This window comes from Desulfovibrio mangrovi (assembly GCF_026230175.1).
GTDB classification, from domain to species: Bacteria; Desulfobacterota; Desulfovibrionia; order Desulfovibrionales; family Desulfovibrionaceae; genus Halodesulfovibrio; species Halodesulfovibrio mangrovi.
Genome location: NZ_CP104208.1, coordinates 2,561,895 through 2,574,812, shown reverse-complemented (window position 1 = coordinate 2,574,812; position 12,918 = coordinate 2,561,895). Strand labels below are relative to the sequence as shown.

11 protein-coding genes are annotated in these 12,918 nt (G+C 59.3%); 5 read left to right on the top strand and 6 right to left on the bottom strand.

What is annotated here, in order from left to right; all coding sequences use genetic code 11:
- The first annotated feature begins 30 nt into the window (after nt 1-30).
- Nucleotides 31-1,275 carry an L-serine ammonia-lyase, iron-sulfur-dependent, subunit alpha gene (locus N1030_RS11740; protein ID WP_265825669.1) on the top strand — a complete coding sequence of 415 codons (1,245 nt, stop codon included), beginning with the start codon at nt 31-33 and terminating at the stop codon, nt 1,273-1,275.
- Nucleotides 1,276-1,439: 164 nt separating this feature from the next.
- Here the strand turns inward: N1030_RS11740 and N1030_RS11735 are convergent, their stop codons facing one another.
- Complete coding sequence (locus N1030_RS11735; protein WP_265825668.1) at nt 1,440-2,909, bottom strand: aminotransferase-like domain-containing protein; 1,470 nt, start codon at nt 2,907-2,909, stop codon at nt 1,440-1,442.
- 214 nt (nt 2,910-3,123) lie between these two features.
- Here N1030_RS11735 and N1030_RS11730 point away from each other — a divergent pair, with 214 nt between their 5' ends.
- From N1030_RS11730 to N1030_RS11715, 4 genes are all read left to right on the top strand, one after another.
- Nucleotides 3,124-3,876, top strand: coding sequence for an AzlC family ABC transporter permease (locus tag N1030_RS11730; protein ID WP_265825667.1), 753 nt, complete (start codon nt 3,124-3,126; stop codon nt 3,874-3,876).
- The gene (locus N1030_RS11725; RefSeq protein WP_265825666.1) at nt 3,873-4,205 is read left to right on the top strand and encodes an AzlD domain-containing protein; all 333 of its coding nucleotides are present in this window, start codon (nt 3,873-3,875) and stop codon (nt 4,203-4,205) included. Before N1030_RS11730 ends, N1030_RS11725 begins: the two co-directional genes overlap by 4 nt.
- Nucleotides 4,206-4,338: 133 nt before the next feature.
- Nucleotides 4,339-5,925 (top strand): peptide chain release factor 3, encoded by a 1,587-nt coding sequence (locus tag N1030_RS11720; protein ID WP_265825665.1) that lies wholly within the window; start codon nt 4,339-4,341, stop codon nt 5,923-5,925.
- 172 nt (nt 5,926-6,097) lie between these two features.
- Entirely contained in the window at nt 6,098-6,754 is a 657-nt protein-coding gene (locus N1030_RS11715; protein ID WP_265825664.1) for a flavodoxin family protein, read from the top strand.
- A 132-nt stretch (nt 6,755-6,886) separates the two neighbouring features.
- Here the strand turns inward: N1030_RS11715 and N1030_RS11710 are convergent, their stop codons facing one another.
- The 5 genes from N1030_RS11710 to N1030_RS11690 all read right to left on the bottom strand — a co-directional run bounded on the left by N1030_RS11710 (nt 6,887) and on the right by N1030_RS11690 (nt 12,634).
- Nucleotides 6,887-7,468 carry a mobile mystery protein B gene (locus N1030_RS11710; protein ID WP_265825663.1) on the bottom strand — a complete coding sequence of 194 codons (582 nt, stop codon included), beginning with the start codon at nt 7,466-7,468 and terminating at the stop codon, nt 6,887-6,889.
- Nucleotides 7,465-7,920, bottom strand: a complete 456-nt coding sequence (locus N1030_RS11705) for a mobile mystery protein A (protein ID WP_265825662.1) — start codon at nt 7,918-7,920, stop codon at nt 7,465-7,467. The genes N1030_RS11710 and N1030_RS11705 overlap by 4 nt, the downstream gene beginning before the upstream one ends.
- Before the next feature lie 243 nt (nt 7,921-8,163).
- On the bottom strand, nt 8,164-9,615 hold the full coding sequence (gene thrC, locus N1030_RS11700) for a threonine synthase (RefSeq protein ID WP_265825661.1): 1,452 nt from the start codon (nt 9,613-9,615) through the stop codon (nt 8,164-8,166).
- Complete coding sequence (gene plsY, locus N1030_RS11695) at nt 9,615-10,220, bottom strand: glycerol-3-phosphate 1-O-acyltransferase PlsY (protein WP_265825660.1); 606 nt, start codon at nt 10,218-10,220, stop codon at nt 9,615-9,617. The genes thrC and plsY overlap by 1 nt, the downstream gene beginning before the upstream one ends.
- Before the next feature lie 338 nt (nt 10,221-10,558).
- Complete coding sequence (locus N1030_RS11690; protein ID WP_265825659.1) at nt 10,559-12,634, bottom strand: ribonuclease catalytic domain-containing protein; 2,076 nt, start codon at nt 12,632-12,634, stop codon at nt 10,559-10,561.
- Nucleotides 12,635-12,918 lie beyond the last annotated feature (284 nt).

Sequence of the window (12,918 nt, the reverse complement as noted above, 5' to 3'; positions counted from 1 at the left end):
GTTATGCGTATTCCGAGTCAAGGAGCGCATATGGAAAGCATCAGAGAACTGTACCGGATCGGGGTAGGCCCTTCTTCCAGCCATACCATGGGGCCGCGCAATGCGGCGCTGCAATTCCTTTCCCGCACGCCCGATGCCATACGGTATCGGGTGCATCTGTTTGAGAGCCTTGGCGCAACCGGCAAGGGGCACCTTACCGATGCCGCAGTGCTTGATGTGCTGGGCGCGGAGAGGACGGAGGTTGTCTGGCGGCCTTCGGACAAACTGCCCGAGCATCCCAACGGAATGGTTTTCGAAGCGCTCGACGCGCAAGGCACTGTTACGGAAAGCTCCACGGTGTACAGCGTGGGCGGCGGTGCCATCCGCGTGGCCGGAGAGTCTGCCTCGGAGCGCCGCCGTGTCTATGCCCTGCCGGACATGGCCAGCATTATGGCCCATTGCGAGGAAAAGGGCATCGCCTACTGGGAGTACGTGCAGACCTGTGAAGGGCCGGAAATCTGGGACTTTCTGCGTGAAGTCTGGCAGACCATGCAGGATGCCGTAGCACGCGGGCTGGACACGCAGGGGGTATTGCCCGGTTCCATCGGCCTGCGCCGCCATGCGTGGAGCTACTACCGCCGAACCCGCCTTGCTTCGCAGGATATGCAGCAGACCGGACTGATTACTGCCTACGCCATGGCCGTTTCCGAAGAGAACGCCGCCGGTGGCGTGGTCGTCACCGCCCCCACCTGCGGGGCCAGCGGCGTGATGCCCGCCGTATTGCGTTATCTCATGGAGACCCAGCATCTGGGCGAACGCGACATGCTGCGCGCCCTTGCCACAGCCGCTCTGTTCGGCAACGTGATCAAGCATAACGGGTCCATCTCCGGTGCGGAAGTGGGCTGTCAGGGTGAAGTGGGGGCCGCCTGTTCCATGGCTTGTGCCGCCGCCACTCAGCTTATGGGCGGATCGCTCCGGCAGATAGAATATGCTGCCGAGATGGGGTTGGAGCACCATCTCGGGCTGACCTGCGATCCGGTGGACGGACTCGTACAGATTCCCTGCATTGAGCGTAACGCCTGCGCCGCCACCCGTGCGGTTTCAGGCGCACAGATGGCCATTCTTTCCGATGGCACCCATCGCATCCCCTTTGACGAGGTGGTTTCCGTCATGGCGACCACGGGGCATGATCTGCCCAGTCTGTACCGCGAAACGTCTACCGGAGGGCTTGCGCGGGCCTACGCAGGCCGCAAGGGCAGCGTGGGGAGAGGGCGGTGTGCGGGGTGTAGTGGGTAGTTAGCTGGCCGATGGTGCCGTTCTGCCGTGGAAGCGAAGCGCTTCCAATCGGCGCGGCATGTCGGGAGAGAGGGCGCGGGTGTGCTCTGGTCCGTCCCGCCAGCATGACAAGCGTATGCGATTGGCATGAAGGCTTTGGGGAAAAAGAAAAGAGTTAGTGCAAGCTACGCCAGTTTTCCGGCAAGCTCTCCGAGGGTTTTGAGTCCCTGTTCCATGCGTTCGTGCCACACGCCGCAGCAGGAGAGGCGGATGTAGTTGCGGAACTGGTCGCGGGTAGTGAAGATGGGGCCGGGGGAGATGAGAATGCCCTGCGCCTTGGCCTCCTTGAACAACTGCACGCTGTCCACCTTCTCCGGCAGCGAGACCCACAGAAACCCGCCTCCCTTGGGGCGCGTTACGCCCGTTCCTTCCGGAAAATGCATGGCCAGATGATGCTGAATGGTCTGCATCTGCCGTTCCGTAGCCACGCGCAGCCGTTTCAGGTGGCGCTCATACAACCCCTGCCGCAGAAATTCCGCCACCACCATCTGGGTCGGGCTGGCGCAGCACACATTCGTGGTCGCCTTTATCTCCAGCGCTTTGCGCATGATCTTGCCCGGCAGCATCCAGCCGCAGCGATAGCCCGGCGCAATGGTCTTTGAGAACGAGGAGCACAACGTCACCCCGCCTTTTCTGTCGAAGGCCTTGAGCGGAGCGGGGCGGTTCGGGCCGAAATGCTCGTCGCCGGCCACGTCGTCCTCCACCAGAGGGATTCCACGGCTGGCCAGCATTTCCACAATTTCCCGCTTGGCCTCGTCCGGCATCAGCGAACCGTCAGGATTGTTGAAGTTGGGCGAAAGGATGCAGGCTGCCACGTCGAACTTGGTGATGGCCTCATGCAGTGCGTCGGGGGATATGCCGTGTTCGGGGCTGGAAGGCACCTCGATGGCGCGCAGGCCCAGATTCTCCAGCAACTGCACGAGACAGAAATAGGTGGGGGATTGGATGACCACGCTGTCGCCGGGGCGGGTGATGGCGCGCAGGGCAATGTGCAGCGCTTCCATGGTGCCAGCCGTGATGAGCACGTCATCGGACTGTATGCCGAGCCCCAGTTCCTGCGCCCGCCATGCGATCTGCTTGCGCAGTTCCGGATTGCCCTGAATGACTTCATAAGAGAGCGAGTCGTAGGTGGAAAGGCGCGTCACGTCCTGCATGATGCGCGCAAGCGCCTTGCCCGGAAGCAGGGCGGGGTCCGGTGTGACGCAGCCGAAGGAGATGAGGTTCTTGTTGCCCACTGCCTCAAGTACGGTCTGGATGAGGTTGGTGCGGTTTTCCTCCCCGATCTCAGGCGTACTTTTCTCCGTGACCGGCAGCGGCAGCGGTGCGCTTGGCTTGCGTACAAAGTAGCCCGAGCGCGGGCGGGCCTCGATGATGCCCTTGCGCTCCAGTTCCATATAGGCGTGATTCACGGTCGCAAGGCTCACGCCCATGCTGGTGCACAGCGAGCGCAGCGAAGGCAGTCTGTCTCCGGATTTGAAGCGGCCTGACTCGATCATGCCCAGAATCTGCTGCTCCACATGGTGATAGCGGAACGTTTCGTGAGAGGCTGTCTGGGGCGTGTCGTCGGAAGAAACGGGGGGGGCTTGGCGGTGCATGGCGGTCTCGTAATGCTGGTCAGGGAAATCTGTTATGGTCGATTTTTGTAAAAACTGTGTCTGTTATGGTGACAGCTTTTATGGTTCTCTGCAAGCGGACGGACGATGCTGCCCGCAGGGACAGATGTTTCTCCGATCCATTCTGGCGAAGTATGCAAGGGCATTCCGCATGACATATCGGTACGGAAACGCTGTGGCGATCACGGAGAGCAACGTGGAACAGGTGATTACAGAGACGCAACGCCGGACATCCGCTTCCGGCATATGGGAAGGGGTGCGGCAGGCGCTGCCCATCGTGATGGGCTATCTGCCCGTGGGGTTCGCCTACGGCGTTCTGGCGCGCAAGGTGGGGATTTCGGAATGGAACACCGTGCTCATGTCCGTGCTGGTGTATGCCGGTTCGGCACAGTTCATTGCGGTGAGCCTGCTGGCTGCAGCGGCATCGCCGGTTTCCATCGTGCTGACCACCTTTGTGGTCAACCTGCGGCATCTGCTCATGTCTGCTGCGCTGGCCCCATATCTGCGCAACTGGACGCGCCTGCAGCAGGCCCTGTTCACGTTCGAACTGACCGACGAATCGTTCGCGCTGCACGCCCGTCGTTTTCCTGAAGGACGCACCGGCGCGGCTGAGACCTACGCCCTGAACGCCACCGCCCAGCTCTCGTGGGTGGCGGGGAGTGCGCTCGGCATATTCGGAAGCAATCTCATAGGAGACGTGAAACCGCTGGGGCTTGATTACGCGCTGTCCGCCATGTTCATCGCCCTTCTCGTGGGGCAGGTGCGCACCAACATGCATGTGGTGGTGGCCGTGCTTTCCGCCGTCATGTCCGTCACGTTCATGCTGGCCGGAGCGGGGCAGTGGAACGTGATTCTCGCAACCATATGCGGGGCAACCGCGGGCACCGTGCTGTCCTTTCGGAATGCCTCGGATCAAAGCACCCCGAGCGCTGACAGGAGCCGGTCATGATAACTTCCGATACCCTCGTTTTCACCATCATCCTCGGCATGGCCGCCGTCACGTATCTGCCGCGCCTTCTGCCCGTATGGGCGCTCTCGTCCCGCGAACTGCCGCCCGTGGTCATCCGCTGGCTCAGCTATGTGCCCGCCGCCATTCTCAGTGCCCTGCTGGCGCCTGCGTTGCTCGTGCAGGACGGCAACATCGCCCTGAACATGAACAACCTGCCGCTGCTCGCCGCCGTGCCCACCTTCCTTGTGGCGTGGCGCACCGAGAGTTTCTTCGGCACCGTGGCCGTTGGCATGGCCTGCGTGGCTGCCGGACGGTACTTCGGGTTCTAGGCTCCTCTCGCAACTCCCGTCCCGCGCCGCATGGCGTTGGAGTTGACCCCGCTTTAAGCTTGAGGCATAAACGGGGGCCTTTGCGCGTGGAACAGCATTCACGTGCGGGAGAAATTTTTCGAGGATCGGGATCATGAGCAAGGAATTGAAGCGCGAAGTAGACAAACGCCGCACGTTCGGCATTATCAGCCACCCTGACGCGGGTAAGACCACCCTGACGGAAAAGCTGCTGCTGTACGGTGGCGCAATCCAGATGGCGGGTTCGGTCAAGTCGCGCAAGGCGGCGCGCCATGCCACGTCCGACTGGATGGCCATGGAGCAGGAGCGCGGCATTTCCGTCACCTCCTCGGTGATGAAGTTCGAGTACAACGGGTATGAAATCAACCTGCTGGACACTCCCGGTCACCAGGACTTCTCCGAAGACACCTACCGCGTGCTCACCGCCGTGGACTCCGGCCTGCTGGTCATCGACGTGGCCAAGGGCGTAGAAACCCAGACGTTGAAGCTGATGGACGTGTGCCGCCTGCGCAATACGCCCATTCTGACCTTCATCAACAAGCTGGACCGCGACGGTCTTGATCCTTTCGCCGTCATGGCGGACATTGAAGAGCGTCTGAAGATCGAATGCGCGCCGCTTACGTGGCCCATTGGCATGGGCAGCACCTTCAAGGGGACGTGGAACCTCTACAAGAACGAACTGCATCTGTTCTCCGCCGTGCACGGCGGCAAGCGCCAGCAGGGCGAGGTGTTCAAGGATCTGAACGATCCGCGTCTGGACGAGATTCTGGGCGATCAGGTGCACCAGCTGCGTGAGGAGCTTGAGCTGCTGCAGGGTGCGGGTAACCCCTTTGATCTGGAGCGCTACCGTAAGGGCGAGCAGACCCCCGTGTTCTTCGGTTCCGCCGTGAACAACTTCGGTGTGCAGGAAATGCTGGATTCCTTCGTGGAGCTTGCGCCTCCGCCCCAGCCGCGTCCGACCACGACCCGCGAAGTTTCTCCCTACGAAGAGGAATTTTCCGGCGTGGTGTTCAAGATTCAGGCGAACATGGACAAGAACCACCGCGACCGTATCGCGTTCATGCGTATATGCTCCGGCAAGTTCACGCGCGGCATGAAAGTTAAGCACCACCGCGTGGGCAAGGACTTTACCATCGCCAACGCCACTATCTTCATGGCGCAGGACCGTACCGGTGTTGAAGAAGCCTACCCCGGCGACATCATCGGTATTCACAACCACGGCACCATCAAGATCGGTGACACCTTCACCGACAAGGAACCGCTCAAGTTCGTGGGCATTCCCAGCTTCTCGCCGGAACACTTCCGCCGCGTGCAGCTCAGGGACCCCATGAAGCGCAAGCAGCTGCAGAAGGGCCTTGAGCAGTTGGCTGAAGAAGGCGCAGTGCAGCTGTTCCGTCCCATTGCCAACAGCGATTACATCCTGGGTGCGGTCGGTATGCTGCAGTTCGACGTGATCGTGCATCGCCTGCTGAACGAATATGCCGTGAACGCCCTGTACGAGCCGGTCTCTGTCACCACCGCCCGCTGGATTCACAGCGATGACAAGCGTGCGCTGGACGACTTCACCGATTACTATCGCAGCGACCTCGCCATCGACGCTGAAGGTTGTCTCGCCTACCTCGCGCCGAACCCGTGGAAGCTGGAATCCGCCATTGAGCGATTCCCCAAGATCGTGTTCAGCACTACGCGAGAAATCAGCTAGACGCTGAGTAAAATAGAAGAATGACAAAGGCCGGAGCGGTAACGCTCCGGCCTTTGTTTTTACCAATAGTATATAATCGGTACCTACGGCACAATATAGTGGGTACTTGTAAAAAAGTTTCCATGGGCTACTATGGGCCACCTTATTCAATCCAACCCGACGGAGAATGCAAATGAACGTTATAGCCCTGAACGGCAGCCCGCGTAAGAAGAACTGGAATACCGTATCACTGCTGGAGCATGCACTGGCCGGTGCGGCCTCTCAAGGTGCGGAAACGGAACTGGTTAACCTGTATGACCTGCAATTCTCCGGCTGCATCAGTTGTTTCGCCTGCAAGCGCGTGGACCGGAAGGTGCGCGGTGTCTGTGCGGTAAAGGATGACCTTACCCCGGTACTTGAGCGCATTGCGAAGGCAGACGCGCTGATTCTTGGCTCTCCCATTTATTACGGAACCGAAACGGCAGCTATGCGCGCCTGTTTTGAACGCCTGTGTTTCCCGTACAATCCCTATGCGGTCGACGGGCATTGCGAGTTTGGCAGGGTTATTCCCACGGCTTTGCTCTATACCATGAATGTTCCGGAAGAGATGATCGACAGCTACGGCTACCGCCCTCACTTTGCCTTTATGCAGCGAATGTTGTCGGCCCATTTCGGCCCCTGTGAGGTGATGCTCTGTACGGATACCCTGCAGTATTCCGATTACGGCAAGTACGAGTCGGCAAAGTTTGATGGCAACGCAAAGGGGAAGCGCCGCGAAGAGGTCTTTCCGCAGGACTGTCAGCGCGCCTATGAGCTTGGTTCTCGCATGGCTCGTCCGCTTGCCGGTTAACATATAAAAAACCCCCGCTGCCCAATGAACAGCGGGGGTTTTGTCTTGCTTTGTCAGTGCAGGGGCAAGCTTGCCTGTCCTTGCAATATTCTCGGCACAAGACATGTGTATTTTGTCTCGCGGTGTACCGGCTTAGCTCCGGACAAACTCCATGAGGGAGGTGTAGTCCTCCTTGTCTGCTGCCTGCAGCGCGGCAATATATCTCTCCCGCTCGTCCCCGTGCTGCACAAGAGAGCGTCCGCCCCAGCTGAACGGTTCGCCGCCGAGGCGTTGTATCAGCAAGTCCGCCATCATACGGGCATGCCGTCCATTACCGTTAGGGAAAGGATGTATTGCCACAAGCCGGTGGTGAAAACGGGTTGCGAGTTCGTCAGGAGGAAAGGACTTGTGTTCTATCTGGAAGGACACATCGGCAAAGAGATTCCTGAGTTCAACGGGAATCGTCTGCCATTCTATCCCGATGTTCTTGTTGCTCCTGCGGTAGGTGCCAGCCCACTTCCAAGTTTTGTCGAACATCTTTTTATGAAGATCCCGCACAAAGAGGTCGTCGAGCAATTCGCGCTTGTGTTGCTTCAGTGCCCAGTTCAACCCATCAAGAATGTTCTGCTGTTCCCATTCGTTGAGGGCATCCTGTGTGGTGATGTGGTCGGGAATCAGGCCGGATGCTTCATCCGCGTTCAGCGGAGTCGCGCCGGGAGGATATGTATACTTCATCGCCACAGTTCCTTTGTCCGTTTGCGCAGCAGGGTCTCTGCCAGTTCTTCAATCTGGCTACGGGTAAGTTCGCTATCAACAGCCTGTTCTTCCAGTGCCATGGTGTGGCTCACCCGCAGTACTCGTTCGCGCGCCACTTCCTTGGCTCGCTTCTGCAGTGTTTCTGCAATGCCATGTTTGGGCACCAGTGCGTATTGCAGCTCGCAATCCAGAGCTGTGGCAATTTTGCGGAGGGTGCCAAGGGTGATTGAGTCTGTAGCTTCCGCCGCCTCAAGGCTCAGAACACCGGCACCAGTCATGCCGAGACGTGCACCGAGGGCGGCGGAACTCATGCTGAGCGCAGTTCGTATGGCATGAATCCATCCTTTGCCGGGACGCGGAGGGAGTGCAGCCTTGCGCCAGAGCGCGAGAGTTGTATCAATTTGGCGTATTTTCAGTGTGTTATAGCTCATATCCTGATCCACAGAGAAAACCTGTTCATAATATTTTACAAGTTATAGCTTGTAATTGTGTCGTTTGTAAACAAGCTATAACTTGTAATATTAAAATTTAAAAGAAAGTTTTAACTTTCTTTTTTATGCTTAATAAGAAAGCTATAACTTGTTTTAATGATTTTATTGCGTGAAATAAAATGAAAAATCCCCCGCTGCCGTGAGCATCGGGGGATTCATTCTTTGTCGTTTGCGGGGGGGCGGCTACTTGCTTGCCAGTCCCAGTCTGTCTGCGATGGCCTTGGCGGCGGTGAGGGTGAACTCTTCAGGCGAGAGCTTTTCCTTCGCTTCCGTATCCACCAGCAGCTCGGGCGCGTTGGACAGCGACATGTCCGGCGTTACGCCGTATTCCGGCGGGAACGTGTTGCTGAAGTACATGTCCTGAAAGCCGGAGAACTTCAGCGCATGGGCGGTGGCGTCCAGCACGGCGCTCTGGCCTTCCTTGATCAGGCCGAGTTCGATGGCGCGCTTGAGGCCCGCGAAGCATTCGCCGCCCTGCGTGCAGGCAATGTGGCCGTGCATGTTTGCTTCGATCATGGAATCCATGATCTGCTGCTCGGTCACCTGAAGCACCTGAAACGCGTCGCGGCCGCCGATGGCTTCGAACTGTTCCGCAAAATGCTTCACGCGGGGGAAGGAAACGGGGTTGCCGATCATGGCGGCCTGCGCCACGGAAGGGGTTACCTTCACCGGCTTGTACTCGCGTTCCTTGGGATCTTCCACGCTGTAGTAGCGGTAGACGGGGTCGGCATGGTGCGACTGCACGCCGAACACGCGCGGCAGGGCAGTGATGATGCCGAGGCGGAACATCTTGAGGAAGCCACCCATGACGGCGGTGATGTTGCCGGCGTTGCCGATGGGTACGAACACGCACTTGTCGGCCACGTCCCAGTTGTACCACTGGGCGATTTCAAAGGCGTAGGATTCCTGACCCAGAATGCGCCAGCTGTTCTTGGAGTTGAGCAGGGCCACACGGTAGTTTTCCGCCAGATGCTCAACCACCTTCATGCAGTCGTCGAACACGCCGGGTACTTCCAGCACGGTGGCGCCGGAGCCGAGCGGCTGGGAAAGCTGCTGGGGGGTCACCTTGCCGTGGGGCAGCAGCACAACGGACTTGAGCGGCTTGCCGACGTAGGAGGCGTATAGCGCCGCAGCGGCCGAGGTGTCTCCGGTGGATGCGCATACGGTAAGCACTTCGTCCCAGCCGTGCTTGCGTACCAGCGCCTTGAGGTACGAAAACGCGCAGGCCATGCCGCGGTCCTTGAAGGAGGCGCTGGGATTCTGGCCGTCGTTCTTGTAGGCGAACTGCACCCCGGTCTTGGCGACCAGATGCTTGCTGGCTTCCACAATGGGGGTATTGCCCTCGCCGAGGTAGACGATGTCTTCCTCTTCCATCACGGGTGCCATCAGCTCATAAAAACGGAAGATGCCGCGCAGGGCGGTGTTGCGCGAGCTTGCGCGCTCATCGAAAACTTCGCGCCATTCGTCGCCGGAGGTCTCCGCCAGCTTGTCGAAGGCAAGGTTGTCCAGCATGAACACGCCGCCGCAGCTCGGGCAGGTGTACAGCAATTCATCCACGCCGTGGCGTTCTCCGCAGCCAAGGCAGAAATACTCCATATTTCCCCTGTATCGGGGGAACACGTCTGCGTTTCGCATTATGCCTGCTCCTCGTGTTTCTTTTTCTGCCAAGCCTTTTCTTCACCACGTGCCAGACGCCCGATGTTTTCACGGTGCGTCCAGTACACAAAGGCCATCACCACCAGTGACAGCGGAATATAGGACCAGCTGCCGCCAAGGAAGAGCAGCAGCGGCATGACGGTTACCAGCGTAAGGGAACCAAGGGAAACGTAGCCGGAACGCCAGATGACCAGCGCACAGGCGATGGCCGCAAGGAGAATGCTCTTGAACGCCAGCGGAATGAAGATGCCGATGGTGGTGGCAACGGCCTTGCCGCCCTTGAAGTCGAGGAACATGGAATACACATGGCCGCCCAGAGCCGCCAGCGCGACGCAGGAAAGGAACAGGGGATGATCGCTCACCACCATGCCGATCCATACGGGCAGGGCGCCTTTCAGCAGGTCGCAGGTCAGCGTTGCAATGCCCCAGCGGGTGCCGCACAGACGGGCCACGTTGGTTGCGCCTACGTTGCGGCTGCCGCCGGAACGCGGGTCAATGCCGCAGGCGGACTTGGCGATGAGCAGGCCGAAGGGAATGGAACCAACCATGTACGCAATGAGCAACCACAGAATTATACCCAGCATGTTCTCTCCTATTCAGCGAATGAAGAAATTGTTTTTTTACTTGTCGAGTGGCTCGCCTCCGGCGGGTCAGGCTTTGCCCGACATCCGGCAGGAGGTGATCAACAGATACGTTTCACTGGTCCCCTGCACCTCGCTCAGCGAGGTACAGCTATTGTTTGATGAACTGCACGTCTTCACCCATTATAATGTATAGGGGCGGGGGGGCGTACAGCGTTTCATCGTAACGCGGATGGCGCGTTTGTACGTAAACTGGTTTCCAAAGGCGCGGTTGCGCCCTTGGCCGCCGGAGGCTCGCTTAACGCACCGCCGGAGGTGAAAAAAATCCGGAAAGAAAACGTTTACTCTTCCATCACATCCAGAATCTGGATTTCGTTCTCCAGCGGATGTACTTTGCCGATGCGCACCTGCAGGTGCTGACCGGGGTACACCTTGTCGCCGAAAGACTTGCGTCGTCCGCGTACGAAGATCTGTTCCCGCGGCAGGGACACGGTGACGAACAGGTCGTTGTCTTCGGTGACCACGGCATCCCACCAGACCTTGTCGCCTTGCTGTTTGAAGTGCAGCAGTTTCCAGTATCGCGGCCGGAAGCGTTGAATCTGGCCTACGGCATCCAGACGTGAACTCAGCAACGGCAACATGGCAATCAATTCGTCCTTTGTCCACCGCGGAGTGCCGTTGTGCAGCATGTGCAGCACCTGTGCCACGTTCACGAGGTCGGGATAGCGGCGAAGCGGCGAAGTGATGGGGCTGTAGCCGTCCACGCCGATGCCGCGGTGCGGCTTGGGCAGGGGCTCAAGCAGGGCGGAAGACAGCGACTTCACCACGCGGGCAATGTCGTGCGGCTCGCTCCAGATGCCCGCGTATTCCTTGGGCACGGCCACGTCCTGCGTGCGGTGCAGCAGCGCCACCTCGCGCTGGCGCGCCCAGAGCGAAACGGCGGAGTTGGCCAGAATCATCATCTCGCTTACCAGCAGCATGGAGCGCGGAACGGGATCGGGGTCCTTGATGTCCACCTTCACGTCCGCACCTTCACCGGAAAGAACGACCTTGGGGTCGTCTCGGTCGATGATCACGGCACCGCGCTTGACGCGGCGGGCGATGAGGATGTCCGCCAGTTCCAGTCCCAGCAGGATCTGATCTTTGTAGGCGGCTGCGGGCGTGTTGTCGCCACCGCCTTCGATCACGGCTTCGCAGTCGATGTAAGTGAGATTGGCGGCAAGGCGCACCCACGTGATTTCCGGCTCGCAGGCGAGGAGCTCGCCGTCCGGGGCAACAGATACGCGCAGCACCATGGAGGGTCGGAGTTCTTCAGCCTTGAGGCTGTAGAAGTCCGTGCCGAGTTCTTCCGGCATCATGTTGCCGTTGCCTTCCGGCAGATACACGCTGGTGGCGCGGCGCATCACTTCCTTGTCGAAGGCGCTGCCGAAGGGCCATTCCAGCGCGGGGCAGGCTATGGCGATGCGCAGGTCATAATTGCCGTCATCGGCGCGGCTGACATGGAAAGCGTCGTCAATGTCCCGCGTAGTGGCGGAGTCTATGGAAATATAGTTGTTCGCTTCCGGCTCTCTGCCAAGGGCGGTCACGCGTTCCTGCAGAGTGGCAATGTCCGTTGCAAAGGGGGCAGCCCAGTTGTCCGAGGTGTCGTAGCCGGCGCGGTCGAGCCAGAAGTTGTGATGCGGGGGCACCAGTTTCCAGGCCTGTGCCAGCTTCAGCGCCATGTGCTGGTCTTCGGGCAGCCCCTTGGCGAGCAGCTTCCAGACCTGCTCGATCTCGTGATTGTCCGGATCGGCCATGCGGCCCAGAATAACGTGCTTGAGGCGCTCGCGCAGTTCGCCTTCCGGTTCCTTGCCGAGGGCTTTGCCTTTGGTCACGTTGTCCCACAGGGCGAGGAAGAAGTCCTGCCCCTGTGTGACCAGCAGTTCACGTTCTTCGCGTTTCTGCTCTTCGATCTTGCGTGCTTCCACCCGTTCGGCCGGGTAGATTTCGAAGTCCGGTGGAGAGAAGCGGAAGTGTGTCTTGCAGGCGATCATGGCATGACCGAGCGCGGCGATGTCGTCCACGTCGGGGTTGGAGAAGAGGAGTTCGGCAAACCATTCGATGGAAGCTTTTTCCACTTCGCCCTGTGCGAGGTCCCAGAGTTCCAGCGGGTTGATTTCCGCTTCGCGGGAGTCGCGGCGCGCATGATGCTCTTCAAGGATGTCTGCAATCTGCTGGCGCGAACGTTCGCCGGAATACGTGGGCCCGGCCCACGGAAGAATGCGCGCAGATGCGAGTTTCATCTCGCGTTTGCTCATGGTGAGCAGCCGGAGCTTGCCGGATTGTTCTTCAAGAACCCACGCCACCTGCGCCTTGTTGCCGTGCATGAATTCCACGACGCAGCCGGGGCCCGGAAACCGGACCAGAGAAGATGTCATACTGCCTGCTTTATGTGCTGCCGCTGTTGTTGCAAGTGCGGGCGGCCTGTTGGTGAACGACGTTATTGTTGGGGGAGTCGGGGCGTTGCCCCGAACCCGGCCAAGGGGGATGATCCCCTTGGGAAGCCCCGATAGCGGAACTTGGCCGGTGGGAATTCCCTGCCTTTGAGACCAATGGAAAATGTTTTTTTGTATCGTGGGGAGGAACCGTCCGGTTCCTCCCCATCGTGAAAACACATCAATCTGCGATCAGACCGCGAAGCACATCATGCACAGGGCAGATG

Excerpts from the sequence above, each read along its gene's own strand:
- plsY (WP_265825660.1), bottom strand. The coding sequence starts at position 10,220 with ATGCTGGGTATAATTCTGTGGTTGCTCATTGCGTACATGGTTGGTTCC.
- N1030_RS11720 (WP_265825665.1), top strand. The coding sequence starts at position 4,339 with ATGAGCAAGGAATTGAAGCGCGAAGTAGACAAACGCCGCACGTTCGGC.
- N1030_RS11735 (WP_265825668.1), bottom strand. The coding sequence starts at position 2,909 with ATGCACCGCCAAGCCCCCCCCGTTTCTTCCGACGACACGCCCCAGACA.
- N1030_RS11715 (WP_265825664.1), top strand. The coding sequence starts at position 6,098 with ATGAACGTTATAGCCCTGAACGGCAGCCCGCGTAAGAAGAACTGGAAT.
- N1030_RS11740 (WP_265825669.1), top strand. The coding sequence starts at position 31 with ATGGAAAGCATCAGAGAACTGTACCGGATCGGGGTAGGCCCTTCTTCC.
- thrC (WP_265825661.1), bottom strand. The coding sequence starts at position 9,615 with ATGCGAAACGCAGACGTGTTCCCCCGATACAGGGGAAATATGGAGTAT.
- N1030_RS11710 (WP_265825663.1), bottom strand. The coding sequence starts at position 7,468 with ATGAAGTATACATATCCTCCCGGCGCGACTCCGCTGAACGCGGATGAA.
- N1030_RS11705 (WP_265825662.1), bottom strand. The coding sequence starts at position 7,920 with ATGAGCTATAACACACTGAAAATACGCCAAATTGATACAACTCTCGCG.
- N1030_RS11725 (WP_265825666.1), top strand. The coding sequence starts at position 3,873 with ATGATAACTTCCGATACCCTCGTTTTCACCATCATCCTCGGCATGGCC.
- N1030_RS11690 (WP_265825659.1), bottom strand. The coding sequence starts at position 12,634 with ATGACATCTTCTCTGGTCCGGTTTCCGGGCCCCGGCTGCGTCGTGGAA.